Genomic DNA, 25,105 nt, shown 5'->3' with positions numbered 1-25,105 from the left:
TGCGCGAGATGCGCTGGTGGGACATCGACCCGGTCCTGGAGCTGGAACGGGACCTGTTCCCCGAGGACGCCTGGTCCCGGGGGATGTTCTGGTCCGAGCTGGCCCACGCCCGGGGCCCCGAGGCCACCCGGTGCTATCTCGTCGCCGAGTCCGCCGACGGCCGGATCGTCGGGTACGGCGGCCTGGCCGCGGCCGGTGACACGGCCGACGTCCAGACCATCGCCGTCGCCCGCGACTACCAGGGCACCGGCCTCGGCGCCCGCCTGCTGGCCGAGCTGCTGCGCGCGGCGACCGCGTTCGAGTGTCCCGACGTGATGCTCGAATGCCGGGTCGACAACGTCCGCGCCCAGAAGCTCTACGAACGCTTCGGCTTCGTCCCCGTCGGCTTCCGGCGCGGCTACTACCAGCCCGGAAACGTGGACGCCCTGGTGATGCGCCTGACCCACGGGCCCGACAGCGGCCCCGCCGCCGGGTCCGCCCCCGCACAAGGAACCGAGATCAATGACTGACTCACGCGACGAGCCTCTCGTACTCGGCATCGAGACCTCCTGCGACGAGACCGGCGTCGGCATCGTCCGCGGCACCACCCTGCTGGCGGACGCCGTCGCCTCCAGCGTCGACGAGCACGCCCGCTTCGGCGGTGTCGTGCCGGAGGTGGCCTCCCGCGCCCACCTGGAGGCGATGGTCCCCACCATCGACCGCGCGCTGAAGGAGGCGGGGGTCAGCGCCAGGGACCTGGACGGCATCGCGGTCACCGCGGGCCCCGGCCTCGCGGGCGCCCTGCTCGTCGGCGTCTCGGCCGCCAAGGCGTACGCCTACGCTCTCGGCAAGCCCCTGTACGGCGTGAACCACCTCGCCTCCCACATCTGCGTGGACCAGCTGGAGCACGGCCCGCTGCCCGAGCCGACGATGGCCCTGCTGGTCTCCGGCGGCCACTCCTCCCTGCTGCTGTCCTCGGACATCACCTCCGACGTGCGCCCGATGGGCGCGACCATCGACGACGCGGCCGGCGAGGCCTTCGACAAGATCGCCCGCGTGCTGAACCTGGGCTTCCCCGGCGGCCCGGTCATCGACCGCTACGCCAAGGAGGGCGACCCGGCGGCGATCGCCTTCCCGCGCGGCCTGACCGGCCCCCGCGACCCGGCGTACGACTTCTCCTTCTCCGGCCTGAAGACCGCCGTGGCCCGCTGGATCGAGGCCAGGCGCGCGGCCGGTGAGGAGGTCCCGGTCCGCGACGTGGCCGCCTCCTTCCAGGAGGCCGTGGTCGACGTGCTGACCCGCAAGGCCGTCCGCGCCTGCAAGGACGAGGGCGTGGACCACCTCATGATCGGCGGCGGGGTCGCGGCCAACTCCCGGCTGCGCGCCCTCGCCCAGGAGCGCTGCGAGGCGGCCGGCATCCGGCTGCGCGTGCCGCGCCCCAAGCTGTGCACGGACAACGGCGCGATGGTGGCCGCGCTGGGCGCCGAGATGGTCGCCCGCAACCGGGCCGCGTCCAGCTGGGACCTGTCGGCGGACTCCTCGCTGCCGGTGACCGACCCGCACGTGCCCGGACACGACCACGACCACGTGCACGAGGTCAGCAAGGAGAACCTGTACTCGTGACCGTCGCCCTGATGTGGGAGGCGCGGGCGGCCGACGGACGGGGCGCCGACCTGCTGGCCTGGGTCCGCGCCCAGCGCCTGGCCAAGGAGCCGCTGCGCCGGGAGACCTTCCGCGCGCCGCAGGACCGGGTGCTGGTCGTCACCTGGTGGGACGCGCCGTACGACGCACCGCTCCCGGAACTGCCCGAGCCGGACCCGGAGCTGGTGACCCGGACCGTGCACCGGTGGCGCTTCGAGGCGGTGGCGGACGGCTGAGGCGCCAGGGGCCGTCGAGTCCGTCGAGTCCGTCGAGTACGTTGAGGCAGGTGTGACGGCCGAGGTTGCGGAGGCACCCCCTTCCTGCGCTATGATCATCACACAGCGAACGGCCGGAACACCGGCCCGGAGCCAGTGCGTTGGTGGTCCAAGGAAAGACGCCCCGCTTCCTGCGGGGAGATGCAGGTGCAAGGCCTGCCCGGCGCTCCATTCGACACCCCGCCCCCGGGAAACCGGAGGTGGGGTTGTTCGCGTTGTGGTGGTAGAACCGGGCATCCGTCGAATGTTTCGTGGGTGTGACCGAATGTTCCGAAGCCCCGTGCCGGTGCACGACGCTTCGTCCCACGCCCCCGCGCGGATACGATCGCTCGCATGAAGCCTTCGAAGCCCGCAGAAACACAGACGGCGACCCTCGCCGAGATCGCCCGGGAGGCCGGGGTCTCCGCTCCGACTGTTTCGAAGGTCCTCAACGGCCGTGCCGACGTCGCCCCGGCGACCCGCACCCGGGTCGAGGATCTGCTGCGCGCCTACGGCTACCGGCGCCGGCGTGCCGAGGCGTCCCGCTCGCCGCTGATCGACCTCGTCTTCCACGAACTGGAGAGCGCCTGGGCGCTGGAGGTCATCCGGGGCGTGGAGAACGTGGCCCGGGACGCCGGACTGAGCGTGGTGCTCTCCGAGTCGGCGGGCCGGCTCACCCCCGGCCGGACCTGGGCCGACCAGGTCGCCGCCCGCCGCCCGCACGGCGTGGTGCTGGTGCTCTCCGGCCTCGACGAGTCCCAGCGGGCCCTGCTGACCAGCCGCTCCATCCCGTTCGTGGTGATGGACCCGGCGGGCGACCCGGGGCCGGACGTGCCCTCCATCGGCGCCACCAACTGGCAGGGCGGACTCGCCGCCACGCGGCACCTGGTGGAACTCGGCCACACCCGGATCGGCGCGATCAGCGGACCGTCCCCGATGATGTGCAGCCGGGCCCGCGTCGACGGCTACCGGGCGGCCCTGGAGACGGCCGGGCTGCCCGCGGACCCCTCGCTGGTCCTCGCCGGCGACTTCCACCACGACGCCGGCTACCGGCTGGGACTCGAACTGCTGCGCCGCCCGGACCGGCCCACCGCCGTCTTCGCGGGCAACGACCTCCAGGCCCTCGGCCTGTACGAGGCCGCCCGCGAACTGGGGCTGCGCATCCCGGAGGACCTCAGTGTGGTCGGCTTCGACGATCTGCCGGTGGCCCGCTGGGTGGGGCCGCCGCTGACGACCGTACGGCAGCCGCTGACCGAGATGGCCGAGGCCGCGGCCCGGCTGGTGCTGGAACTGGGCCGGGCCGAGGACGATCGGACGACGACCCGGGTGGAGCTGGCGACGAGCCTGGTGGTGCGCTCCAGCACGGCCGCTCCCGCGACGGCCGGAAGCTGACGCGCCGCCGGGCGGGGCGCGCGCCGGGCGGACGCGCGCCGACGGTCCGTCAGGTGAGCCGTCGGATGAGAATTTCACAAGAAAACCGGTTCACGCGGAAACGGCCGACTATCCGTTCATCATTCGGACTTATGTTCCTGTCGTGACGCGACACGAGGAGCAAGGCGGCACGGGCAGACGCGTGCGCCGGCGGTCGAGAGCGCTCAAAATCGCCGGGCTGACCCTGACGGGCGCACTGATGCTGGCCGCCGCGGCGGCGAGCTGGGCGTACTGGCACCTGAACGGCAACATCACCAGCGTCGACATCGACAGCGCGCTCGGCGACGACCGGCCCGCCCGCGCGGTGCTCACCCCCGCCCCGACCGCCTCCGCCGATGCCTCCCCGGTGCCCACCGGCTCGCTGAACATCCTGGTCCTCGGCTCGGACTCGCGCAGCGGCGCGGCCAACCGGGAACTGGGCGGCGGCGACAGCGAGGGCGCCCGGTCCGACACGGCGATGGTCGTGCACCTCGACGCGGGCCGGACGGCGGCGACCGTGGTCAGCATCCCGCGCGACACGCTCGTCACCCGCCCGTCCTGCCCGCTGGACTCGGGCGGCGCCTCGGCACCGGCGTACGGCGCGATGTTCAACAGCGCCTACGCGCTGGGCGGTCCGGTGTGCGCGGTGAAGACCGTGGAGTCGCTCACCGGCGTCCGCATGGACCACTACCTCGAAATCGACTTCTCCGGCTTCGCCCGGCTGGTCGACGCGCTCGGCGGGGTGGACGTCACCACCGAGCAGGACATCGACGACGACCAGAGCCACCTCCACCTCAAGGCCGGCACCCACCACCTCGACGGCACGCGCGCCCTGGCCCTCGCCCGCACCCGGCACGGCATCGGCGACGGCAGCGACCTGGGCCGCATAGGACTTCAGCAGACGCTGGTCAAGGCCCTGCTGGAGCAGATCTCCGATGCCGGACTGCTCACCGACCCGGCCCGGCTCTACCAGGTCGCCGACGCCGTCACCGCCGGCCTCACCACCGACACCGGCCTGGACTCCCTGGGCGAGCTGACGAGCCTCGGCCGGAGCCTTCGGGACCTGAGCGCCGACCGGGTGACGACGGTGACGATGCCGGTCGTCCCGGCCCCCTCCGACCCCAACCGCGTGATCCCCGAGGAACCCCGGGCGAGCGAACTCTGGGCGTCCCTGCGCTGAGGTCCGGGACGCGGAGGAAATCCTTGTGGATTTCTTCCGGCCGCGTGTCGATCCCGGCGTCTCCCGTTCGACGTACAGGTGAGCGGCGGGGAACGGCCCCGCCGCCCGACCGAGGGAGACACCATGCCCCGTTACCTGTCGCTCGTGCGCATCGACGAGTCCACCGCGCCCGCCGGCGGCCCCAGCGCGGAGCTCCAGCGGCGGATGGGCGAGCTGATCGAGGAGATCACCAAGGCCGGCGTCCTGCTCGACACCGCCGGGCTGACCCCGGCCGCGCGGGCCACCCGGGTGGACTGGGACGGCGAGCGGGCCACCGTCACCGACGGGCCGTTCACCGAGTCCAAGGAGGTCGTCGGCGGTTACGCGCTCATGCAGTGCAAGGACCGCGCCGAGGCCCTGGAGTGGACCCGGCGCTTCCTGGCCGTCCACGGCCCGGAGTGGACCATCGCCTGCGAGCTGCGGGAGATCGCCGAGGCCTGAGCCGCTTGGCCCGGGGGCCCGCACGGTGTTGCATGTGGCCTGTGCAACCACAGTCACAGCCCACGGCGGCCGAGCCGGCCCCCGCCCACGCCATCGAGACCGTCTTCCGGCTGGAGTCGCCGCGGGTGATCGCCGCTGTCGCGCGGATCGTGCGGGACGTCGGCATCGCCGAGGAACTGGCGCAGGACGCGCTGGTCGCCGCGCTGGAGCGGTGGCCCCGGGACGGGGTGCCCGACAAGCCCGGCGCCTGGCTGATGGCCACCGCCCGGCACCGGGCCGTCGACCTGGTCCGGCGCCGGGAGACCTACGCCCGCAAACTCGCCGAGATCGGCCGGGACCTGAAGACCACGGCGCCGCCCGAGGAGACCGCCGACCCGGACGGCATCGACGACGACCTGCTCCGGCTGGTCTTCACCGCCTGCCACCCGGTCCTGTCGCCGCAGGCCCGCACCGCGCTCACGCTGCGCCTGCTCGGCGGCCTGACCACGGCCGAGATCGCCCGCGCCTGCCTGGTGCCGGAACCGACGGTCGCCCAGCGCATCGTCCGCGCCAAGCGCACCCTCGCGGCGAAGAACGTCGCCTTCGAGGTGCCGTACGGACCCGACCGCGAGGCCCGTCTCGGCTCCGTCCTGGACGTCATCTACCTGATCTTCAACGAGGGGTACGCGGCCACCGCCGGCGACGACTGGCTGCGCCCGGGCCTGTGCGAGGACGCGCTGCGGCTGGCCCGGGTGCTGTCCGCGCTGATGCCGCGGGAACCCGAGGTGCACGGCCTGACCGCGCTGCTGGAGTTCCAGGCGTCCCGCACCGCCGCCCGCACCGCGCCCGACGGCACACCGGTGCTGCTGAAGGACCAGGACCGCCGCCGCTGGAACCGCATGCTCATCGCGCGCGGCGTGCGCGCCCTGGAACGCGCCGGAGCCACGGCGGCGGGCCCGCCCGGCCCGTACGCCCTCCAGGCGGCCATCGCCGCCTGCCACGCCCGCGCGCACACCTACGAGGAGACCGACTGGCGGTCCATCGCCACGCTGTACGGCCTGCTGGCCGCCCGCTCGCCGTCCCCCGTGGTCGAGCTGAACCGCGCGGTCGCCGTGTCGATGGCCGACGGCCCGGAACGGGCCCTGCCGCTGGTGGACGCCCTGGCCGCGGAGCCCGCGCTGCGCGGCTACCACCTGCTGCCCAGCGTCCGCGGGGACCTGCTGTCCCGGCTCGGGCGCGCCGCCGAGGCCCGCGAGGAGTTCCTCCGGGCGGCGGAGCTGGCCCGCAACGAGCGGGAGCGCGCGCTGCTGCTGAGCCGGGCGGATCAGCCCAGTGGATGACCGATCAGCATCGTCGGCGCCCCCGCCACCCGGGTGAGGAAGACGGTGGCCGCGTTCGGCCCCTGCGGCCGGACCTTGCGGCGCAGCTCCTCCGGCTCGACGGCCGAGCCGCGCTTCTTCACGGTCAGCGTGCCGACCTCCCGCTCGCGCAGCAGGGCCTTCAGCCGCTTGACGTTGAACGGCAGCCGGTCGGTGATCTCGTAACCGGTGGCGTACGGCGTGGGCCGCGGTTCGTCGGCGGTGACGTAGGCGATGGTCGGGTCCAGCAGTCCGCCGCCGAGGTCCTCGGCCACCTCCGCGACCAGGTGCGCGCGGATGACCGCGCCGTCCGGCTCGTACAGGTACCGCCCCACCGGCCGCACCGCCGGGTCGGGCAGGCCCCGGCCGAGCAGCGTGCGCGGCCCCGGCAGCAGCGTGGCCCGGACGGCGCCCGGCGTCCCGGTCCCGAACCACAGCACCGCTTCCTTCACGTCCCCGCCGTCCGAGATCCACTCGGCCTCGGCCTCGGCCGGGACGATCTCGTGCGGAATGCCGGGCGCGATCTTCAGCGCCGCGCGGGGCGCCCGGCGGGCCGTCTCGACCGCCCAGGACAGCGGCGGCGAGTACGCCTCCGGGTCGAACACCCTGCCGCGCCCGCCCCGCCGGGCCGGGTCCGCGAACACCGCGTCGTATCCGGCGGTGTCCACCTCCGTGACATCGGCCTCGCGTACCTCGATCAGGTCCGCCAGGCCCAGCGCCTCGGCGTTGGCGCGGGCCGCCGCGGCGGTCGGCGGGTCGCGGTCCACGGCCAGCACCCGGATCCCTTCCCGCGCCAGCGCGATCGCGTCCCCGCCGATGCCGCAGCACAGGTCGGCCACGGAGGTCACGCCCAGCTCGGTCAGCCGCCGTGCCCGGTACGCCGCCACGCTCGCCCGGGTGGACTGCTCGACCCCGTTCGGCGTGAAGAACATCCGCCCGGCGTCCTCCGTCCCGAACTTCGCCGCGGCCCGCTGCCGCAGCCGTGCCTGGCCCAGCGCGGCGGAGACCAGTGCGGCGGGGTGGTCGCGGCGCAGCCGGGTGGCCACCGCCAGTTCCCGCGCGGGCTCGGTGTCGCGCACCTCGTCGAGGAGGGCGCGGCCTTCGGGGGTGAGGAGCAGAGCGAGGTCGTTCACCGGCTCATTGTGGGCCAGTCGGTGGATGGTGCGCCCGCGGCGGCGGTGTCGGCCCGGAGCGCGGGCCGGGGCCTGGGAGGATCCGGCACCATGCGAGCAGTAGTACAAAATGACAAAAGTCGGGCGCGCGTCGCGAAGACGGCCGCCGCCACCACCGCCCTCGCACTGGCCGCCCTGCTGTCCGGCTGCGCCGGCGACCCCGCCCCGGCCCCGGCCCACGGCGGCCCCGCCCACCCTCCGGACCCGCGCGCCCGCCAGGCCGCCGAACACGCCCGGCTGGCCGCCGCCGCCCGGCGCTGGGGCCTGGCCCGGGCCCCGCTCACCGCGCCGGCCCCGCCCGCCGGAAAACCCCGGATCACCCCCCGGGACGGCTTCGAGGTGGACGGCCAGGAGGAGGAGAACCTCCCGCCGGTCTTCACCACCGTCCCCACCCGGCAGAAGGTCGTCTTCCTCACCATCGACGACGGCGCCGAGAAGGACCCCGCGTTCCTGCGCATGATGAGCGAGCTGAAGGTGCCGTACACCGCGTTCCTCAGCAACTACGTCATCGAGGACGACTACGGCTACTTCCGCCGGATGCAGGCCCAGGGCGTCACCCTGAACAACCACACCCTGACCCACCCCTACCTGCCCGGCCTGTCCTACGAGGAGCAGCGCGACGAGATCTGCGGCATGCAGACCGTCATGAAGAAGCAGTTCGGCAAGGCGCCCACCGTCTTCCGGCCGCCGTACGGCAACTACAACGGCGACACCCTCCGCGCCGCCAAGGAGTGCGGCATCGAGTACGCGCCGATCTGGGACGAGGAGGTCTTCGTCGACCACTGGGAGTACCGCGACTGGGACCGCCGCCTGCACCCCGGCGACATCGTCCTCACCCACTTCCGCGGCCGGGACGACTGGAACGGCACGATGGTGGACGACATGCGGCGCTTCCTGGACAAGGTCACCCGCGAGGGCTACGCCGTCGCCCGATTGGAAGACTACCTGTGAGGCACCCGCGGGGCCGGCCGTCGGCCCCGCCCCCGACGGGCTGCGCCCAGCCCGTCGACCCCGTGGAACACCACGGCGGAAAGACCGCCGAAGGCATACGCCCGCACACCACCGCCCCCGGCTGCCGCCCCCGGGACCCGGCCTGCCCCACCGTCCCCGACCACGTCCGCACCTGCGGCGGCGGCGCCGCCCGCGGCCTCCGGGTGCGCCGGTACGGTCCGCGAACTGCGCTCCATGCCATCCTGCCCGTCACCGACGGCACCACCATCCCCGGCTGCCGCCCCCGGGACCCGGCCTGCCCCACCGTCCCCGACCACGTCCGCACCTGCGGCGGCGGCGCCCGAGGCCTCCGGGTGCGCCGGTACGGTCCGCGAACTGCGCTCCATGCCACCCTGCCCGTCACCGACGGCACCACCGCCCCCGGCTGCCGCCGCCTCGCCCGCCTGCGCGCTCTCGGCGCCGGCCCCGGCGACCGCACCGCCGGCCACCGGGCCCCGGCCGGACTGCCGTACGCCGGCCGGCGCGCCGGGATGAGGCGGCCGGCAGGACCGCCTCCGCACCCGCCTCGGCCTGCTCCGCCCGCCCCGCCGCGCCGACGGCCGCCCTCACCCGCCGCCTCATCCCCGGCGGCCTCGTCCTCGCGGGCCCCGGCGGGCCGACGGACGTCCCCGTGCGCGAGCACACGGCACGGGTCCTCGAAGCGGCCCGGGAACACGGCCTGACGGCGGCCCGCCCCGAGGGCCACCTGCCGGCTCTTTCCGGTACGGGCCGGCCCGCCGGTCAACGCCGGGACGGCCGATTCACCGCCGCCGCGCCGCGCGGCATTGGCACTCCGCTTGACCGAGTGCTAACCCCGGTCATAGTCTCGGCTCTGGCACTCCGCAGGTGAGAGTGCCAACAAACGCGACGGGCAGGTCCGGCACCCGCGACGACGGATCGACCTGGTCGCCACCTCAGACAGTTAACCCCGTGAGATCTCCGAAGGGGGAGGTCGGATCGTGACGACCGCCAGCTCCAAGGTTGCCATCAAGCCGCTCGAGGACCGCATCGTGGTCCAGCCGCTGGACGCCGAGCAGACCACGGCCTCTGGCCTGGTCATCCCGGACACCGCGAAGGAGAAGCCCCAGGAGGGCGCCGTCCTCGCCGTGGGCCCGGGCCGGTTCGAGAACGGCGAGCGGCTTCCGCTCGACGTCAAGGTCGGCGACGTCGTCCTCTACAGCAAGTACGGCGGCACCGAGGTGAAGTACAACGGCGACGAGTACCTCGTCCTCTCGGCTCGCGACGTGCTCGCGATCATCGAGAAGTAATCACCTCAAGCAACTCTCCGCTTGAGCTGCGCCCCTGGCCCCCGCGATCGAATAAGAAGCCGGGCGCCCGGGGCGCGGCGTTTTTCACCTACAGAATTCCGAGAGGGCTCCCGCTGTCATGGCGAAGATCCTGAAGTTCGACGAGGACGCCCGTCGCGCCCTTGAGCGCGGCGTCAACAAGCTTGCCGACACCGTCAAGGTGACGATCGGCCCCCGCGGCCGCAACGTCGTCATCGACAAGAAGTTCGGCGCCCCCACCATCACCAACGACGGTGTCACGATCGCCCGCGAGGTGGAGATCGAGGACCCGTACGAGAACCTCGGCGCCCAGCTGGTGAAGGAGGTGGCGACCAAGACCAACGACATCGCGGGTGACGGCACCACCACCGCCACCGTGCTCGCCCAGGCGCTCGTCCGCGAGGGCCTGAAGAACGTCGCCGCCGGTGCCTCCCCGGCCGCCCTGAAGAAGGGCATCGACGCCGCGGTCAAGGCCGTCTCCGACGAGCTGCTCGCCACCGCGCGCCCGATCGACGAGAAGTCCGACATCGCCGCCGTCGCCGCGCTGTCCGCCCAGGACCAGCAGGTCGGCGAGCTGATCGCCGAGGCGATGGACAAGGTCGGCAAGGACGGTGTCATCACCGTCGAGGAGTCCAACACCTTCGGTCTGGAGCTGGACTTCACCGAGGGCATGGCCTTCGACAAGGGCTACCTGTCGCCGTACTTCGTGACGGACCAGGAGCGCATGGAGGCCGTCCTCGACGAGCCGTACATCCTGATCACGCAGGGCAAGATCTCCGCCATCGCGGACCTCCTGCCGCTGCTGGAGAAGGTCATCCAGGCCGGTGCCTCCAAGCCGCTGCTGATCATCGCCGAGGACGTCGAGGGCGAGGCCCTGTCGACCCTGGTCGTCAACAAGATCCGCGGCACCTTCAACGCCGTCGCGGTGAAGGCCCCCGGCTTCGGCGACCGCCGCAAGGCGATGCTCCAGGACATGGCCGTCCTCACCGGCGCCACCGTCATCTCCGAGGAGGTCGGTCTCAAGATCGACCAGGTCGGCCTCGACGTGCTCGGCTCCGCCCGCCGCGTCACCGTCACCAAGGACGACACCACGATCGTCGACGGCGCCGGCAAGTCCGAGGACGTGCAGGGCCGCGTCGCCCAGATCAAGGCCGAGATCGAGAACACCGACTCCGACTGGGACCGCGAGAAGCTCCAGGAGCGCCTCGCGAAGCTGGCCGGCGGCGTGTGCGTGATCAAGGTCGGCGCCGCCACCGAGGTGGAGCTGAAGGAGAAGAAGCACCGTCTGGAGGACGCCATCTCCGCGACCCGCGCCGCGGTCGAGGAGGGCATCGTCTCCGGTGGTGGCTCCGCTCTGGTCCACGCCTCCAAGGTCCTCGAGGGCAACCTCGACAAGACCGGCGACGAGGCCACCGGTGTCGCCGTGGTCCGCAACGCCGTGGTCGAGCCGCTGCGCTGGATCGGCGAGAACGCCGGCCAGGAGGGCTACGTCATCGTGTCCAAGGTCAAGGACCTGGACAAGGGCCAGGGCTACAACGCCGCCACCGGCGAGTACGGCGACCTGATCAAGGCCGGCGTCATCGACCCGGTCAAGGTCACCCGCTCCGCCCTGGAGAACGCCGCCTCCATCGCCTCCCTGCTGCTCACGACCGAGACCCTGGTCGTCGAGAAGAAGGAAGAGGAAGAGCCGGCCGCCGCGGGCCACAGCCACGGCCACGCCCACTGAGGCAAGCGCTTCTGAGCGAAGGCCCGGCACCCCGCCGAGGGGGTGCCGGGCCTTCGCCCTGTCCGCCTACCGCTCCAGCTCGTCCAGCGCACCCAGCTGCTGCATCAGCCCCAGCTGGTCGTGCTGCCACCACAGCTCGGTGATCTTTCCGGCGGTGCCGAAGCGGAACAGTGTCATTCCGGTCATGGCGACCTGCCGGCCGGTGGGCGCGATGCCCAGGAAGTCGCCCCGGTGCGTGCCGCGCCAGGACCAGCGGGCGCAGGCCCGGTCGCCCTCGGCGAACACGTCCTCGACCGTGAACGCGAAGTCGAAGGCGGCGCGCCACATCCGGAACTCGGCGCGCGCGTGATCCAGCCCGACGGTGTCCTGCGGGTTCATCGGATCGCGGCTGTGGACGTCCTCGTCCAGCAGGTCGTTCAGCGGCGGCAGCTCGCCCGCGCTGCCCAGCGCCTCGAAGAACCGGCGCACGACGGGCTCCGCCAGGCGTTCGTCCCGTACGACGTCCAGACCGGTGAACCTCGGCCGCTCGTCGCACAGCGCCGCCAGGTCCCGGAAGACCCGCTCCGTCTCCGGGAGGTCCGAGTTCCGCCTCGCGTCCTCGTACGACGCGAACTCCACCACCTCCACCACGTGCGACGCGTCCGCGCGGTCCCGGCCCACCACCGCGTGCGTCGCCGTCCGCCTCCCGTCGGTCCGCCGGAGCCAGTCGTCCATCAGCCGGTCCAGCTCCTCCAGCCGGCCCGTCCTGCACTCGATGAGCTGTACGAAGGTCATGGCGCCGCCTCCGGCCCCCCTTGGTCCGGTAACCGTCCCGCCCATTTTCCCACCGGGACGGCCGCGCCACCCGCGCGCCTACCGCGGCCCGTACTTCCGTCCCGTACGGGAGCTGATCCCGCCGAGCAGCCCGCGCGGCGTCACCTTCACCAGGCCCATCAGCGCCTTGTACCGGGGGTCCGGGATCGACAGCGTCCTGCCGCGCGCCAGGTCGGCCAGGGCCGCCGCGACCAGCTTGTCGGCGTCCAGCCACAGCCAGCCGGGGATGTTGTCCGTGCCCATTCCCGCCCGCTGGTGGAACTCGGTACGCACGAACCCCGGGCACAGCGCCATCAGCCGGACCCCGCTGCCCGCCAGGTCCCGCGCCGCGCCCTGGGTGAACTGCACGACCCACGACTTCGACGCGCCGTAGGTCCCGCGCGGCACGAAAGCGGCCACCGAGGCGACGTTCACCACCCCGCCCCGGCCGCGCTCGCGCATCGCGCCGGCCGCCGCCGACGTCAGCCGCAGCACCGCCTCGCAGTGCACCTTCAGCATCCGCAGCTCGTCCGCCATCGACACGTCCAGATAGCGGCCCTTGTTGCCGAAGCCGGCGTTGTTGATCAGCAGGTCGACCGGGTTCTTCCGGTCGCCGAGCCGGCCGGCCACCGCCTCGATGCCCTCGTCCAGGGAGAGGTCGGCGGGCAGCACCTCCACCTCGACGCCGTGCCGGTCGTGCAGTTCCGTCGCCTGTTCGCGCAGCCGCCCGGCGTCCCGGGCCACCAGCACCAGGTCCTGCCCGTCAGCCGCCAGCCGCCGCGCGAACGCGGCGCCGATCCCCGCGGTCGATCCCGTAATCAGAGCCGTTGTCATGGCCCAAGGGTAGTGACCCGGACCGACAGCCTCCGCTGACCGCGCGCCGCCCGGTCCCGGGCCGCCGGCGACCGCTCAGGCCTGCTGCTCCGCCACGTACGCGCGGGCCCTCGCCAGCGCCTGGGAGTGCAGCGCCTCGCCCGCCGCGAGCAGCCGGGGCAGCAGCTCCCGCTCGGTGGTCACCGCCCGGAACTGCATCTCCGCCGTCACCCCGTGGTCCGGCCGGTGCACGATCTCCACCGGGTCGCCCGAGCGGATCTCACCCGGCACGATCACCCGGAGGTAGGCACCCGTCGCGCCCTTCCGTGTGAACCTCTTGATCCAGCCGCGCTCGCCCATGTGGCCCTGGAACGTGGCGCACGGGATGCGGCCCGCGGTCACCTCCAGCACCACCCGCGCGCCGATCCGCCAGCGCTCGCCGATCAGCGCCCCGGAGACGTCCAGGCCGTCCGTCGTCAGGTTCTCGCCGAAACAGCCGTTGGCCAGCGGCCGGCCGAGTCCCCGCGCCCAGGCGTCCAGGTCCTCGCGGGCGTACGCGTACACCGCCTGGTCGTCCCCGCCGTGGTGGCGCGTGTCGCACACCGCGTCCCCGGCCAGCCCGCTCGCGCCGACCCCCTTCGGACCCGGCGCCGCCACCCGTACCGGCCCCTCGGCCGGCTGCTTGTGGATGCCGGTCAGACCGTCCGGCTGGCTGGTGTACGGCACGGGCCGGGGACGGCCCAGATTGACGGAGAGAAGCTTCATCCCAGCACGCTAAGCGATCGACGCCCAAAGCGGCGAAGCGTTATCGGGCACACCACCCAAAGGTTGCCTTATGCTCGACAGGTGATCGAGGCCCGTCATCTCCGCGTCCTGCGCGCCGTCGCCGCCACCGGCTCCTTCTCGGCGGCCGGACGCGAACTGGGCTGCACCCAGCCCGCCGTCAGCCAGCAGATGAAGGCCCTGGAGGCCTCGGTCGGCACCCCGCTGCTGGTCCGCAACGGACGCGAGATGCGCCTCACCCAGGCCGGGGAGGCCCTCGTCCGGCACGCCTCCGGCATCCTCGCCGGGCTCACCGCAGCCGAAGAGGAGGTCGCCGCCATCGCCGGCCTGCGCGCGGGCCGGGTCCGGCTGGTCTCCTTCCCGAGCGGCAGCTCCACACTGGTCCCCACGGCCCTGGCCGCCCTGCGCGCCGCCCACCCCGGCACCCGCGTCTCCCTGGAGGAGGCCGAGCCCCCGAAGTCCGTGGCGCTGCTGCGGGAAGGCGACTGCGACCTCGCCCTGGCCTTCCGCTACGAGGGGGCCGCGGTCGCCGAGGAGTGGGACGACCTCGTCGTACGGCCCCTGCTGACGGACCGCCTGGTCGCCCTGGTGCCCGAACGGCACCGGCTCGCGCGGGCGGAGACCGTCGCCATCGGTGAACTGGCCCAGGAACCGTGGATCGCGGGCTGCCCGCGCTGCCGCGGTCAGCTGGTCGAGGTCTGTGAAGGGGCCGGCTTCACCCCGCGCATCGACTTCGCCACCGACGACTACCCCGCCGTGGTCGGCCTGGTCGGCGCGGGCCTCGGGGTCGCCGTGCTGCCCCGGCTGGCCGTGGAGTCGGTACGGCCGCGAGGCGTGCGCGCGGTACGGCTGGAACCGGCGGTGCGGCGCGAGATCGTCGCCCTGACCCTGCCCGACCTGGCCCAGGTGCCGGCCGTGGCGGCGACACTGGAGCAGCTGGCGCGGGCGGCCGGGCGGATGTAGCGGACCGGGCGCGCGGCGGCCTGCGGCGCCGGCGTCACGGCACGCGCGCGTCGTGCCCCCGTGCGGGCCGGCCCCCGGGTCGCGGGCGGAGGCACCCGAGGGGCGGATTCTGATTGCTGAAACGTTCCTTCAGTGGTCCTGAGCGGTGTCCCCGCTGGTGCCGGAGGAGGCCGTCACCAGCCGGTTGCGTGCCCGCCCCATCAACTCCTCGCGCTCGTCCTCGGTCAGGCCGCCCCAGACGCCGTACGGTTCGCGCACCGCCAGCGCGTGCGCCGCGCACTCCGCGCGGACCGGGCACCTCATGCAGACCTCCTTGGCCGAGTTCTCGCGAGCGCTCCGAGCCGCCCCGCGCTCGCCCTCCGGGTGGAAGAAGAGCGAGCTGTCCACGCCGCGGCAGGCAGCCAGCAGCTGCCAGTCCCACAGGTCCGCGTTCGGTCCGGGAAGGCGGGAGAAATCTGCCATTACGTGACCCCTTGTCGCCGATCTGGGCGGGTACGGTGCCAACGACCGTACATCTCCGGTCTAAGGAGATGAAAATATGACTCATTGCGAATCTAGCCCCAGACACTACGAAGCGGGAAGAAAAGGGGCCAAATGGGTCATAGGTTGTGATGAAAAGTTGAGAGTCCGCCGGGCATGTCGGCACCGTGTCGGTCCCCTCACATAGAGTGCCGAAGACGGCACGCGGCCCCGTAACTCTTTCGAGTGACCGTCGTTGAGAGTGCGGAGGCGGTTGAAAGAACAAGCGCTCGGGCAGGCGTCCGAGACGGTCGACCGCACAGGTGACGATTCCGTACCAGCCTGGAGGCTCAAGGTGACGCGCATCAGCTGCGGAGGGCGGTCATGACATCCGTCCTCGTCTGCGACGACTCCCCGCTTGCCCGAGAAGCGCTCCGCCGCGCGGTCGCGACCGTGCCCGGTGTCGAGCGTGTGACGACGGCGGCCAACGGCGAGGAAGTCCTCCGCCGCTGGGGCGCCGACCGCTCCGACCTCATCCTGATGGACGTACGCATGCCCGGCCTGGGCGGCGTCGAGACCGTGCGCCGGCTGCTGTCCGCCGATCCGGGCGCGCGCATCATCATGCTCACCGTCGCCGAGGACCTGGACGGCGTGGCCCTCGCGGTCGCCGCCGGCGCCCGTGGCTACCTGCACAAGGACGCCTCGCGCGCGGAGCTGCGGGCCACGGTGACACAGGCGCTCGCCGACCCGACCTGGCGGCTCGCCCCGCGCCGGCTGCGCTCGGCGGAGATGGGCGCGGCGCCCACGCTCACCGCGCGCGAGATCCAGGTGCTGGAGGGCATGAGCCACGGCCGTTCCAACGCCGAGATCGGGCGGGAGCTGTTCCTCTCCGAGGACACGGTCAAGACGCACGCCCGCCGCCTGTTCAAGAAACTGGGCGCCTCGGACCGCGCCCACGCGGTGGCCCTCGGGTTCCGCTGGGGCCTGGTCCGGTAACGCCCTCCGCTCCGGGCGACCCCGGCCTGAGGGCCGGGGCGGGCCGGGGCGCCCCTGCCGGTCCGCGGCGGCGCGGACGGCGTACGTCCGGCGGGCGTGCGTCGCCGTCCTCCGGTGCGGTGACAGGGCCGCTCCGGGTGTCGCCGCACACATTCGAGGTCGGTGCGTGACCGGTCGTACGCGCCGTCGTACGCCCCGGCGTGCGGGAGTCCACGCAGGTGCTCCGGCGCACGTCGGCGCCGTGGGCATGGCGTGGCCCGACCGGTCGCCGTACGTCCAGCCGGGCCCTCTTGGAACGGCGCGCGCAAGGCGGCCCGCCGGACGCGCGCTGCTCGTTTCGGCGCGGATGCCGCATCCTTGAGATGTGGAGTCTCTCGGGGACGAGTCGGTCGAGCGGAAGGGGAGGGCGCAGGGGATGAGTGCCGGCGCACCTGCTCATAACGCTTCGGTGCACAACCACCAGCACGATGCGACGGACCGCACGGCCACAGGGCACCATGGACCGATGCGCGACGACGAGGCGGGCACGGCCCATGGGGCGATCGGTGCGCTCGTGCATCGTGCCGTCGACGGGGACGAGCAGGCCACGCACGATCTGCTCGCCCGGGTCCACCCGCTGGCGCTGCGCTACTGCCGCACCCGGCTGTCCCGGCTCCCCGGCGACGCCCGCCACTTCGTGGAGGACCTCGCCCAGGAGGTCTGCGTCGCGGTCCTCTTGGCGCTGCCCCGCTACCGCGACACCGGCCGCCCCTTCGAGGCGTTCGTCTTCGCCATCGCCTCCCACAAGGTCGCCGACCTCCAGCGCGCCGCCATGCGCCACCCGGGGTCGACGGCCGTTCCGTCCGACGAGATGCCCGAGCGGCCCGACGACTCGCTCGGCCCGGAGGAGCGCGCCCTGCTCAGCAGCGATGCCGAGTGGGCCAAGAAGCTGCTGGCCAACCTGCCGGAGAACCAGCGCGAACTGCTTCTGCTGCGCATCGCCGTGGGCTTGACCGCGGAGGAGACGGGACAGATGTTGGGAATGTCACCCGGCGCGGTCCGCGTGGCCCAGCACCGGGCGCTGAGCCGCCTCAGGGCGCTCGCCGAGCAGTAACCCCCCTGGAGGGAGCCGCCGTAGCTCCGCCGCCGCACACCCGCACCGATGGTTTCGTACGAAGATACGAAGCCGGTAGCGAGCCCTTACCGTGGAATTTGCTAGCGACGCTTCCCGTTAGCATGGACATCCGCACCGATCAAGGCCATTTGGGGAAGGTGTCATGACTGCCAACGTCGACGGAGTGCCCGGGAAATTCGCGACACTCGGGCTGACCTACGACGACGTGCTGCTGCTGCCGGGCCCGTCGGACATGGCACCCGACGAGATCGACACCGCCTCGTACGTCTCCCGTAACGTGCGGGTCAACATCCCGCTGCTGTCCGCCGCCATGGACAAGGTGACCGAGTCCCGCATGGCGATCGCGATGGCCCGCCAGGGCGGTGTCGGCGTCCTGCACCGCAACCTGTCCATCGAGGACCAGGCCAACCAGGTCGACCTGGTGAAGCGCTCCGAGTCCGGCATGGTGACCGACCCGATCACCATCCACCCGGAGGCCACGCTCGCCGAGGCCGACGCGCTGTGCGCCAAGTTCCGCATCAGCGGTGTCCCGGTGACCGACGGCGACAAGAAGCTCCTCGGCATCGTCACCAACCGTGACATGGCCTTCGAGAGCGACCGCAGCCGCCGCGTGCGCGAGGTCATGACCCCGATGCCGCTGGTCACCGGCAAGGTCGGCATCTCCGGCCCGGAGGCCATGGAGCTGCTGCGCAAGCACAAGATCGAGAAGCTGCCGCTGGTCGACGACGGCGGTGTCCTCAAGGGCCTGATCACCGTCAAGGACTTCGTCAAGGCGGAGAAGTACCCGAACGCCGCCAAGGACGCCGAGGGCCGCCTGCTGGTCGGCGCGGCGGTCGGCGTGGCCGGCGACGCCTTCGAGCGCGCCCAGGCCCTGATCGAGGCCGGTGTCGACTTCATCGTCGTGGACACCGCGCACGGTCACTCCCGGCTGGTCGGCGACATGATCGCCAAGATCAAGTCGAACTCCTCCGGCGTCGACGTCATCGGCGGCAACGTCGCCACCCGCGACGGCGCGCAGGCGCTGGTCGACGCGGGCGCCGACGGCATCAAGGTCGGCGTCGGCCCCGGCTCCATCTGCACCACCCGCGTCGTCGCCGGCGTCGGCGTGCCGCAGGTCACCGCGATCTACGAGGCCGCGCTCGCCGCCAAGGACGCCGGTGTCCCGGTGATCGGCGACGGCGGTCTGCAGTACTCCGGCGACATCGCCAAGGCCCTGGTCGCGGGCGCCGACACGGTGATGCTCGGCTCGCTGCTCGCGGGCTGCGAGGAGTCCCCGGGCGAGCTGCTGTTCATCAACGGCAAGCAGTTCAAGTCGTACCGCGGCATGGGCTCGCTCGGCGCCATGCAGACCCGCGGCGACCGCAGGTCGTTCTCCAAGGACCGCTACTTCCAGGAGGGCGTCGCCTCCGACGAGCAGCTGATCCCCGAGGGCATCGAGGGCCAGGTGCCCTACCGCGGCCCGCTGTCCTCCGTCGTCCACCAGCTGGTCGGCGGCCTGCGCCAGTCGATGTTCTACGTCGGCGGCAGGACCGTGCCCGAGCTGCAGGCCAACGGCCGGTTCGTGCGGATCACCTCGGCGGGCCTGAAGGAGAGCCACCCGCACGACATCCAGATGACGGTCGAGGCACCGAACTACAGCGGCAAGAAGTGACGCGCGCGCACGCGTGAGGCTCTTCGAGGGCGGCTCCGGACGACTCCGGGGCCGCCCTCGCCGCGCGAGTGGGGGGTCGCCGTCCCAGCCGTCGGCGATACTGGAAGACGCTGAAACGCATCAGGGAAAGGCCAAGACGTGACTGAGATCGAGATCGGGCGCGGCAAGCGCGGCCGCCGGGCGTACGCCTTCGACGACATCGCCGTCGTCCCCAGCCGCCGTACGCGGGACCCGAAGGAGGTCTCGATCGCCTGGCAGATCGACGCCTACCGCTTCGAGCTGCCGTTCCTGGCCGCCCCCATGGACTCCGTGGTCTCCCCGGCCACCGCGATCCGCATCGGCGAGCTGGGCGGCCTCGGCGTGCTGAACCTCGAGGGTCTGTGGACGCGCCACGAGGACCCGCAGCCGCTGCTGGACGAGATCGCCGAGCTGCCCGCCGACCGGGCGACCCGCCGTCTCCAGGAGATCTACGCGGCGCCGATCAAGGAGGAGCTGATCGGCGCCCGCATCAAGGAGGTGCGCGACTCCGGTGTGGTCACCGCCGCCGCGCTCTCCCCGCAGCGCACCGCCCAGTTCTCCAAGGCGGTCGTGGACGCGGGCGTGGACATCTTCGTGATCCGGGGCACGACGGTGTCGGCGGAGCACGTGTCGTCCTCGCACGAGCCGCTGAACCTCAAGCAGTTCATCTACGAACTGGACGTCCCGGTGATCGTGGGCGGCTGCGCCACGTACACCGCCGCGCTGCACCTGATGCGCACCGGTGCGGCCGGCGTGCTGGTCGGCTTCGGCGGCGGCGCCGCGCACACCACGCGCAACGTCCTCGGCATCCAGGTCCCGATGGCGACGGCCGTCGCCGACGTGGCCGCGGCCCGCCGGGACTACATGGACGAGTCCGGCGGCCGGTACGTGCACGTGATCGCGGACGGCGGTGTCGGCTGGTCCGGCGACCTGCCCAAGGCGATCGCCTGCGGCGCCGACGCCGTCATGATGGGCTCCCCGCTGGCCCGTGCCACGGACGCGCCCGGCAAGGGCCACCACTGGGGCATGGAGGCGGTCAACGAGGAGCTGCCCCGCGGCAAGAAGGTCGGCCTCGGCACGGTCGGCACGATCGAGGAGATCCTCACCGGTCCGTCCCACACGCCGGACGGCTCCATGAACTTCTTCGGCGCCCTGCGCCGCGCCATGGCCACCACGGGCTACAGCGAGCTGAAGGAGTTCCAGCGGGTCGAGGTGACGGTGGCGGACAGCCAGCACCGGCGGTAACCGCCGAGCGGTCCCCGCGACACCCCGAGGGCCGGTCGTCCCGAGCGGACGACCGGCCCTTTCGCATGTCCCGGTCCACTCCACCCGGGGGCGCACTGCGCGAAAGGGGGCGCGCCCATGGGCCGTCACCGCAAGCCCAACCGCCGGGACCGCACGCAGCTGTGGCTGGTGAAGTTCCGGAGGAGGTGGATTTTGCGGATTTTCGGATGGTGAGCGGCCACCCCTATGAGAGATAGGGGTGGATACTCCGTGATCCATCCAGGAGCCTGCCGCAGTGGCCGCTGCGGTGGGCTCCGCCTGTGCCCAAGGTACCGGCGGGGAATTCCCGGCGCCACCGGTCCCCGGCCCCCGCACCTCCGCGCGCCCCCCTTCACAACCGGTGCGCCGCCCCCGTGGGTGTGGCGCCCCGGGTGTCGAGGAGGAGCTGGGCCTTCACCGACAGGCCCTGCAAGTCGTAGGTGCGGTGGTGCTGGAGCAGGATCGTGAGGTCGGCGTCGGCCGCGGCCTCGTAGAGGGAGTCCGCGCGCGGGACCGGGCGGTCCAGGACGTTCCAGGCGGGCACGTACGGGTCGTGGTAGCTCACGCACGCGCCGAACTCCATCAGCCGGACGGCGATCTCGCGCGCCGGCGTGCCCTGGAGGTCGGCGAGGTCGGGCTTGTAGGTGACGCCGAGCAGCAGTACCCGGGCCCCGCGCGCGGACTTGCCGTGCTCGTTCAGGAGCGTGGCGGCGCGCTGGACGACGTACCGGGGCATCCGGCTGTTGACCTGCTGGGCCAGCTCCACCATGCGCAGGGTGCGGGTCGCGTGCCCGGTCAGGTCCTGTGCGGCGCCGTGCCCGCCGACACCGGGACCGGGCCGGAACGCCTGGAAGCCGAACGGCTTGGTCTCCGCGCAGCGGATGACGTCCCACAGGTCCACGCCCAGCTCGTGGCAGAGCACGGCCATCTCGTTGACCAGCGCGATGTTCACGTGCCGGTAGTTGGTCTCCAGCAGCTGCACGGTCTCCGCCTCGCGCAGCCCGCGCGCGCGGACCACCTTGTCGGTGAGCCGGCCGTAGAACGCGGCGGCGGACTCGGTGCAGGCCGGGGTGAGGCCGCCGATGACCCTCGGGGTGCCGGTGGGCGTGTGGCCGCGGCTGCCGGGGTCGACGCGGCTGGGGGAGTAGGCGAGGTGGAAGTCGCGGCCGGCGCGCAGGCCGGAGCCGTCCTCCAGCAGCGGGCGCAGGAACTCCTCCGTGGTCCCGGGCAGCACCGGCGACTCCAGGATGACGGTGGTGTGCGGGCGCAGGTGCCCGGCCAGGGTGCGGGCGGCGGCCTCGACCTGGCCGAGGTCGAGGCCGCCGTCGGCGCCGCGCGGGGTGGGCGCGCAGATCACCGCGGTGCGCACCCGGCCGAGCTGGGCCGGGTCGGTGGCGAGCCGGAAGCCGGCGGAGTGCATCCGGCGCAGCTCGGCGGGGCTGAGCGGGCCCGCCTCGGGGCCGGTGGAGTAGCCGGCGGTGCGGACGCCGGCGGCGACGGCGGCCTGGGCGAGCGGCAGTCCGTAGGGGCCGAGTCCGATGACGGCGAGGTCTGCGGGCATGCGTGGGCCGTCCTTCCCAGTAGCCGAAGCGGGACAGGTGCGCAACCGCTGTGGACAGCATGAGCGAGCGCACTGACAGACTAGGTACACATATGACCGTTATGTGTGATTGTGTTTGTGTGTCTTCCGATGGTTGTGCGCGAGTTGTCCACAGGTGGGGAGCCCGTGGTGGCTGAGGCCGCGCATCGCGGTCATCATTTGGGCATGAGGAGGGCATGAGCGGGGCTACGCCCATCGGGTGCGGCCGACGCGTGCGAGTCAGCGACAGCGGGAGGCAGCGGTGAGGACAGCGACACTGGGGCCGGCGCAGCGCGCCGAGGCACTGGCGGCGATGGCGGAACGCGAGCTGGACGTGCTGGTGGTCGGCGCCGGCGTGGTCGGCGCCGGCACCGCGCTGGACGCGGTCACCCGCGGCCTGTCGACGGGTCTGGTCGAGGCCCGGGACTGGGCGTCCGGCACCTCCAGCCGGTCCAGCAAGCTCATCCACGGCGGCCTGCGCTATCTGGAGATGCTCGACTTCGCCCTGGTCCGCGAGGCCCTCAAGGAGCGCGGCCTGCTGCTGGAGCGCCTCGCCCCGCACCTGGTCAAGCCGGTGCCGTTCCTGTACCCGCTCCAGCACAAGGGCTGGGAGCGGCTGTACGCGGGCTCGGGTGTCGCGCTGTACGACGCGATGTCGATGGCCCGCGGCCACGGCCGGGGCCTGCCCATGCACCGCCACCTGACCCGCCGTCACGCCCTGCGCGTGGCCCCCTGCCTGAAGAAGGACGCGCTGGTCGGCGCCCTGCAGTACTACGACGCCCAGATGGACGACGCCCGCTTCGTGGCCACGCTGGTGCGCACGGCGGCGTCGTACGGCGCGAAAGTCGCCAACCGCGCGCGCGTGACCGGGTTCCTGCGCGAGGGCGAGCGGGTCGTGGGCGCCCGGGTGCGGGACGTGGAGGGCGGCGGGGAGTACGAGATCCGCGCCCAGCAGGTCGTCAACGCCACCGGCGTGTGGACCGACGACACCCAGGCGATGGTGGGCGAGCGCGGGCAGTTCCACGTCCGCGCCTCCAAGGGCATCCACCTGGTCGTGCCCAAGGACCGCGTCCACTCCACCACCGGCCTGATCCTGCGCACCGAGAAGTCCGTCCTGTTCGTCATTCCCTGGGGCCGGCACTGGATCATCGGCACCACCGACACCGACTGGGACCTGGACAAGGCCCACCCGGCCGCGTCCAGCGCCGACATCGACTACCTGCTGGAGCACGTCAACTCGGTGCTGGCCGTGCCGCTCGGCCGCGACGACGTGCAGGGGGTGTACGCCGGGCTGCGTCCGCTGCTGGCCGGGGAGTCCGACGCCACCAGCAAGCTCTCCCGCGAGCACACGGTCGCCCACCCGGCGCCGGGGCTGGTGGTCGTGGCCGGCGGCAAGTACACGACGTACCGGGTGATGGCCAAGGACGCCGTCGACGAGGCGGTGCACGGCCTCGACATGCGCGTGGCCGACTGCGTCACCGAGGAGACCCCGCTGCTCGGTGCGGAGGGCTACCAGGCGCTGTGGAACGCGCGGGCGCGGATCGCCGCCCGCACCGGACTGCACGTGGTGCGCGTGGAGCACCTGCTGAACCGGTACGGCTCGCTGGCCGAGGAGGTCCTGGAGCTCATCGCCGCCGACCCCGCGCTCGGCGAGCCGCTGCACGCCGCCGACGACTACCTGCGCGCCGAGGTGGTGTACGCCGCCTCGCACGAGGGCGCCCGGCACCTCGACGACGTCCTCACCCGCCGCACCCGCATCTCCATCGAGACCTTCGACCGCGGCACCCGCAGTGCCCGGGAGGCGGCCGAGCTGATGGCACCGGTTCTCGGCTGGGACGCGGACCGGATAGCGCGCGAGGTCGAGCACTACGAGAAGCGGGTGGAGGCCGAGCGCGAGTCCCAGCTCCAGCCGGACGACCAGACGGCGGACGCGGCCAGGCTGGGAGCGCCGGACATCGTGCCGCTGTAGGCCGCCGCCGTTCCGGTCCGGTGGCGGAGCGGCCGACGTTCACTCGAACGAGTGGCCGATTTTGGGATCTCCGCTCGAACCCCGGGCGTTCTACCGGGTGCGAGGGCAGAACTCCGCGGCGAGCAGGGCCGCATCGAGGCGGGGATCCGCGATCGCGTCCGTGTTCACCCGGAAGGTGAGGACACGCCGGCCGTCGGCGGTGGCCGCGCTGCGCACGTAGCTGCCGGAGATCCGGCCGCTGTGTCCCCACACGGTGGTGCCGCACGGCAGTTCCACCGGCTTCAGGCCCATGCCGTACGCGCCGTGTGCGGCACGGGTGTCCAGCATCTCGCGCAGCCGTCGCGCGGGCAGCAGCCGGCCGCCGAGCAGGGCCGCGTAGAAGCGGTCCAGGTCGGCCAGTGTGGTCACCAGCTCGCCCGCCGCGCCGGCCACGCGCGGGTCCAGCTCGGTGACATCGGAACCGTCGGCCGCGTAGGCGCGGCCGTGCGGCGAGGGCAGCGACCTCCGGGACCCGGGAAAGGAGGTGCCCGTCAGACCCAGCGGAGCGATGACACGGTGCTCGGTCTCGGTGGCGTAGGAGTGACCGGTGACCTCGCCGACGACCAGGCCGAGCAGGACGTAGTTGGTGTTGGAGTAGAAGTAGCGGCCCGGACGGGCCGGAGGGAGGGAGCAGGCGATGCGCACGGCCTGAAGCGGGGTCAGGGGTACGACGCCTCCGGTGGCTTCGGTGAAGTCGGCCAGCCCGCTGGTGTGGGTGAGCAGGGCGCGCAGGGTGATGCGCCGGCCGTCGGTGCCGCGCCCGCGCAGCAGTCCCGGCAGGTGCCGCTCGACGGTGTCGGACAGGGAGAGCCGGTGCTCCTCGGCCAGCTGGAGCACGACCGTCGCGAGGAAGGTCTTGGTGATGCTGCCGGCGCGGAAGTGGTCGGCGCGGGAGATGCCCCGGCCGGCCGACGCGTACCGCAGGCGCGCTCGGCCGCCGTCGCCGTCCCGGGTCAGCAGGGCCGCCGCGGGCGCCCCGCCGTCGCCGACGAGCAACGGCAGGACCGCGTCCGTGGCCACGGCGGGAACGGTGTGCGGGGAGGCGTCCTGGAGGGCCGCCGGGGCGAGCAGCAGCACCAGCGACACCGGTATGGACAGGACTGTCCGAAGCGTCGGCATACCGGTTCCTCCCCTCTTGCGGCCCATCATCCCGGTAAGCGGAACACCTGCTTCAAGAGGGCGCGCGGAGCGGGGACGGCGGGGCCCGGCCA

General features: G+C 72.8%; 23 protein-coding genes. 16 read left to right on the top strand and 7 right to left on the bottom strand.

Annotated elements, in window-relative coordinates; all coding sequences use genetic code 11:
• Window positions 1-8 precede the first annotated feature (8 nt).
• The 7 genes from rimI to SCK26_RS15155 all read left to right on the top strand — a co-directional run bounded on the left by rimI (window position 9) and on the right by SCK26_RS15155 (window position 6,263).
• Complete coding sequence (rimI, locus tag SCK26_RS15185; protein WP_318206015.1) at window positions 9-509, top strand: ribosomal protein S18-alanine N-acetyltransferase; 501 nt, start codon at window positions 9-11, stop codon at window positions 507-509.
• On the top strand, window positions 502-1,602 hold the full coding sequence (gene tsaD, locus SCK26_RS15180; protein ID WP_318201860.1) for a tRNA (adenosine(37)-N6)-threonylcarbamoyltransferase complex transferase subunit TsaD: 1,101 nt from the start codon (window positions 502-504) through the stop codon (window positions 1,600-1,602). Before rimI ends, tsaD begins: the two co-directional genes overlap by 8 nt.
• Window positions 1,599-1,856 (top strand): hypothetical protein, encoded by a 258-nt coding sequence (locus tag SCK26_RS15175; RefSeq protein ID WP_318201859.1) that lies wholly within the window; start codon window positions 1,599-1,601, stop codon window positions 1,854-1,856. The genes tsaD and SCK26_RS15175 overlap by 4 nt, the downstream gene beginning before the upstream one ends.
• A 372-nt stretch (window positions 1,857-2,228) precedes the next feature.
• Window positions 2,229-3,266 carry a LacI family DNA-binding transcriptional regulator gene (locus tag SCK26_RS15170; RefSeq protein WP_318201858.1) on the top strand — a complete coding sequence of 346 codons (1,038 nt, stop codon included), beginning with the start codon at window positions 2,229-2,231 and terminating at the stop codon, window positions 3,264-3,266.
• 238 nt (window positions 3,267-3,504) lie between these two features.
• Entirely contained in the window at window positions 3,505-4,464 is a 960-nt protein-coding gene (locus tag SCK26_RS15165) for an LCP family protein (protein ID WP_412080851.1), read from the top strand.
• Between the two features lie 123 nt (window positions 4,465-4,587).
• Complete coding sequence (locus tag SCK26_RS15160; RefSeq protein ID WP_318201856.1) at window positions 4,588-4,944, top strand: YciI family protein; 357 nt, start codon at window positions 4,588-4,590, stop codon at window positions 4,942-4,944.
• Window positions 4,945-4,976: 32 nt separating this feature from the next.
• Window positions 4,977-6,263 (top strand): RNA polymerase sigma factor, encoded by a 1,287-nt coding sequence (locus SCK26_RS15155; RefSeq protein WP_412080746.1) that lies wholly within the window; start codon window positions 4,977-4,979, stop codon window positions 6,261-6,263.
• Here SCK26_RS15155 and SCK26_RS15150 read toward each other — a convergent pair.
• Window positions 6,248-7,414 (bottom strand): class I SAM-dependent methyltransferase, encoded by a 1,167-nt coding sequence (locus tag SCK26_RS15150; RefSeq protein ID WP_318201854.1) that lies wholly within the window; start codon window positions 7,412-7,414, stop codon window positions 6,248-6,250. The genes SCK26_RS15155 and SCK26_RS15150 overlap by 16 nt on opposite strands.
• A gap of 90 nt (window positions 7,415-7,504) precedes the next feature.
• Here SCK26_RS15150 and SCK26_RS15145 point away from each other — a divergent pair, with 90 nt between their 5' ends.
• The 3 genes from SCK26_RS15145 (at window position 7,505) to groL (ending at window position 11,455) form a co-directional block, all read left to right on the top strand.
• The gene (locus SCK26_RS15145) at window positions 7,505-8,404 is read left to right on the top strand and encodes a polysaccharide deacetylase family protein (protein ID WP_318201853.1); all 900 of its coding nucleotides are present in this window, start codon (window positions 7,505-7,507) and stop codon (window positions 8,402-8,404) included.
• A 998-nt stretch (window positions 8,405-9,402) separates the two neighbouring features.
• Entirely contained in the window at window positions 9,403-9,711 is a 309-nt protein-coding gene (gene groES / locus SCK26_RS15140) for a co-chaperone GroES (protein ID WP_004955293.1), read from the top strand.
• A 118-nt stretch (window positions 9,712-9,829) separates the two neighbouring features.
• Window positions 9,830-11,455: a chaperonin GroEL gene (gene groL, locus SCK26_RS15135; protein ID WP_318201852.1), complete on the top strand. Its 1,626-nt coding sequence runs from the start codon at window positions 9,830-9,832 to the stop codon at window positions 11,453-11,455.
• A gap of 66 nt (window positions 11,456-11,521) precedes the next feature.
• Here groL and SCK26_RS15130 read toward each other — a convergent pair whose 3' ends face one another.
• From SCK26_RS15130 to SCK26_RS15120, 3 genes are all read right to left on the bottom strand, one after another.
• Window positions 11,522-12,229 carry an ester cyclase gene (locus tag SCK26_RS15130; protein WP_318201851.1) on the bottom strand — a complete coding sequence of 236 codons (708 nt, stop codon included), beginning with the start codon at window positions 12,227-12,229 and terminating at the stop codon, window positions 11,522-11,524.
• Between the two features lie 78 nt (window positions 12,230-12,307).
• The gene (locus SCK26_RS15125; protein ID WP_318201850.1) at window positions 12,308-13,081 is read right to left on the bottom strand and encodes an SDR family oxidoreductase; all 774 of its coding nucleotides are present in this window, start codon (window positions 13,079-13,081) and stop codon (window positions 12,308-12,310) included.
• A 75-nt stretch (window positions 13,082-13,156) separates the two neighbouring features.
• Window positions 13,157-13,825, bottom strand: a complete 669-nt coding sequence (locus tag SCK26_RS15120; protein ID WP_318201849.1) for an MOSC domain-containing protein — start codon at window positions 13,823-13,825, stop codon at window positions 13,157-13,159.
• Between the two features lie 81 nt (window positions 13,826-13,906).
• Here SCK26_RS15120 and SCK26_RS15115 point away from each other — a divergent pair, with 81 nt between their 5' ends.
• Entirely contained in the window at window positions 13,907-14,806 is a 900-nt protein-coding gene (locus tag SCK26_RS15115; protein WP_318201848.1) for a LysR family transcriptional regulator, read from the top strand.
• A 129-nt stretch (window positions 14,807-14,935) separates the two neighbouring features.
• Here the strand turns inward: SCK26_RS15115 and SCK26_RS15110 are convergent, their stop codons facing one another.
• The gene (locus SCK26_RS15110; protein WP_318201847.1) at window positions 14,936-15,268 is read right to left on the bottom strand and encodes a WhiB family transcriptional regulator; all 333 of its coding nucleotides are present in this window, start codon (window positions 15,266-15,268) and stop codon (window positions 14,936-14,938) included.
• A 381-nt stretch (window positions 15,269-15,649) separates the two neighbouring features.
• On the opposite strand from SCK26_RS15110, the gene SCK26_RS15105 reads away from it, so the two are divergent.
• The 4 genes from SCK26_RS15105 (at window position 15,650) to SCK26_RS15090 (ending at window position 20,289) form a co-directional block, all read left to right on the top strand.
• Entirely contained in the window at window positions 15,650-16,261 is a 612-nt protein-coding gene (locus tag SCK26_RS15105; protein ID WP_003948568.1) for a response regulator transcription factor, read from the top strand.
• 505 nt (window positions 16,262-16,766) lie between these two features.
• Window positions 16,767-17,354: a sigma-70 family RNA polymerase sigma factor gene (locus tag SCK26_RS15100; protein ID WP_014674427.1), complete on the top strand. Its 588-nt coding sequence runs from the start codon at window positions 16,767-16,769 to the stop codon at window positions 17,352-17,354.
• Between the two features lie 163 nt (window positions 17,355-17,517).
• Window positions 17,518-19,026, top strand: coding sequence for an IMP dehydrogenase (gene guaB / locus SCK26_RS15095; RefSeq protein ID WP_318201846.1), 1,509 nt, complete (start codon window positions 17,518-17,520; stop codon window positions 19,024-19,026).
• A gap of 138 nt (window positions 19,027-19,164) precedes the next feature.
• Window positions 19,165-20,289, top strand: a complete 1,125-nt coding sequence (locus SCK26_RS15090; protein ID WP_318201845.1) for a GuaB3 family IMP dehydrogenase-related protein — start codon at window positions 19,165-19,167, stop codon at window positions 20,287-20,289.
• 370 nt (window positions 20,290-20,659) lie between these two features.
• Here the strand turns inward: SCK26_RS15090 and SCK26_RS15085 are convergent, their stop codons facing one another.
• Entirely contained in the window at window positions 20,660-21,868 is a 1,209-nt protein-coding gene (locus SCK26_RS15085) for a nucleotide sugar dehydrogenase (RefSeq protein WP_318201844.1), read from the bottom strand.
• A 280-nt stretch (window positions 21,869-22,148) separates the two neighbouring features.
• On the opposite strand from SCK26_RS15085, the gene SCK26_RS15080 reads away from it, so the two are divergent.
• Window positions 22,149-23,855, top strand: coding sequence for a glycerol-3-phosphate dehydrogenase/oxidase (locus SCK26_RS15080; RefSeq protein ID WP_318201843.1), 1,707 nt, complete (start codon window positions 22,149-22,151; stop codon window positions 23,853-23,855).
• Between the two features lie 90 nt (window positions 23,856-23,945).
• On the opposite strand, the gene SCK26_RS15075 is transcribed toward SCK26_RS15080, so the two are convergent.
• Complete coding sequence (locus SCK26_RS15075) at window positions 23,946-25,013, bottom strand: serine hydrolase domain-containing protein (RefSeq protein ID WP_318201842.1); 1,068 nt, start codon at window positions 25,011-25,013, stop codon at window positions 23,946-23,948.
• Window positions 25,014-25,105 lie beyond the last annotated feature (92 nt).

This window comes from Streptomyces sp. SCL15-4 (assembly GCF_033366695.1).
Lineage (GTDB): Bacteria > Actinomycetota > Actinomycetes > Streptomycetales > Streptomycetaceae > Streptomyces.
The sequence above is the reverse complement of the archived record's forward strand: the minus strand, read 5'-3'. Positions and strand labels throughout refer to the sequence as shown.

Excerpts from the sequence above, each read along its gene's own strand:
- SCK26_RS15105 (WP_003948568.1), top strand. The coding sequence starts at position 15,650 with ATGACATCCGTCCTCGTCTGCGACGACTCCCCGCTTGCCCGAGAAGCG.
- SCK26_RS15170 (WP_318201858.1), top strand. The coding sequence starts at position 2,229 with ATGAAGCCTTCGAAGCCCGCAGAAACACAGACGGCGACCCTCGCCGAG.
- SCK26_RS15110 (WP_318201847.1), bottom strand. The coding sequence starts at position 15,268 with ATGGCAGATTTCTCCCGCCTTCCCGGACCGAACGCGGACCTGTGGGAC.
- SCK26_RS15125 (WP_318201850.1), bottom strand. The coding sequence starts at position 13,081 with ATGACAACGGCTCTGATTACGGGATCGACCGCGGGGATCGGCGCCGCG.
- guaB (WP_318201846.1), top strand. The coding sequence starts at position 17,518 with ATGACTGCCAACGTCGACGGAGTGCCCGGGAAATTCGCGACACTCGGG.
- SCK26_RS15160 (WP_318201856.1), top strand. The coding sequence starts at position 4,588 with ATGCCCCGTTACCTGTCGCTCGTGCGCATCGACGAGTCCACCGCGCCC.
- SCK26_RS15100 (WP_014674427.1), top strand. The coding sequence starts at position 16,767 with ATGCGCGACGACGAGGCGGGCACGGCCCATGGGGCGATCGGTGCGCTC.
- rimI (WP_318206015.1), top strand. The coding sequence starts at position 9 with ATGCGCTGGTGGGACATCGACCCGGTCCTGGAGCTGGAACGGGACCTG.
- tsaD (WP_318201860.1), top strand. The coding sequence starts at position 502 with ATGACTGACTCACGCGACGAGCCTCTCGTACTCGGCATCGAGACCTCC.
- SCK26_RS15155 (WP_412080746.1), top strand. The coding sequence starts at position 4,977 with ATGTGGCCTGTGCAACCACAGTCACAGCCCACGGCGGCCGAGCCGGCC.
- SCK26_RS15085 (WP_318201844.1), bottom strand. The coding sequence starts at position 21,868 with ATGCCCGCAGACCTCGCCGTCATCGGACTCGGCCCCTACGGACTGCCG.
- SCK26_RS15130 (WP_318201851.1), bottom strand. The coding sequence starts at position 12,229 with ATGACCTTCGTACAGCTCATCGAGTGCAGGACGGGCCGGCTGGAGGAG.
- SCK26_RS15075 (WP_318201842.1), bottom strand. The coding sequence starts at position 25,013 with ATGCCGACGCTTCGGACAGTCCTGTCCATACCGGTGTCGCTGGTGCTG.
- SCK26_RS15120 (WP_318201849.1), bottom strand. The coding sequence starts at position 13,825 with ATGAAGCTTCTCTCCGTCAATCTGGGCCGTCCCCGGCCCGTGCCGTAC.
- groL (WP_318201852.1), top strand. The coding sequence starts at position 9,830 with ATGGCGAAGATCCTGAAGTTCGACGAGGACGCCCGTCGCGCCCTTGAG.
- SCK26_RS15165 (WP_412080851.1), top strand. The coding sequence starts at position 3,505 with ATGCTGGCCGCCGCGGCGGCGAGCTGGGCGTACTGGCACCTGAACGGC.
- SCK26_RS15145 (WP_318201853.1), top strand. The coding sequence starts at position 7,505 with ATGCGAGCAGTAGTACAAAATGACAAAAGTCGGGCGCGCGTCGCGAAG.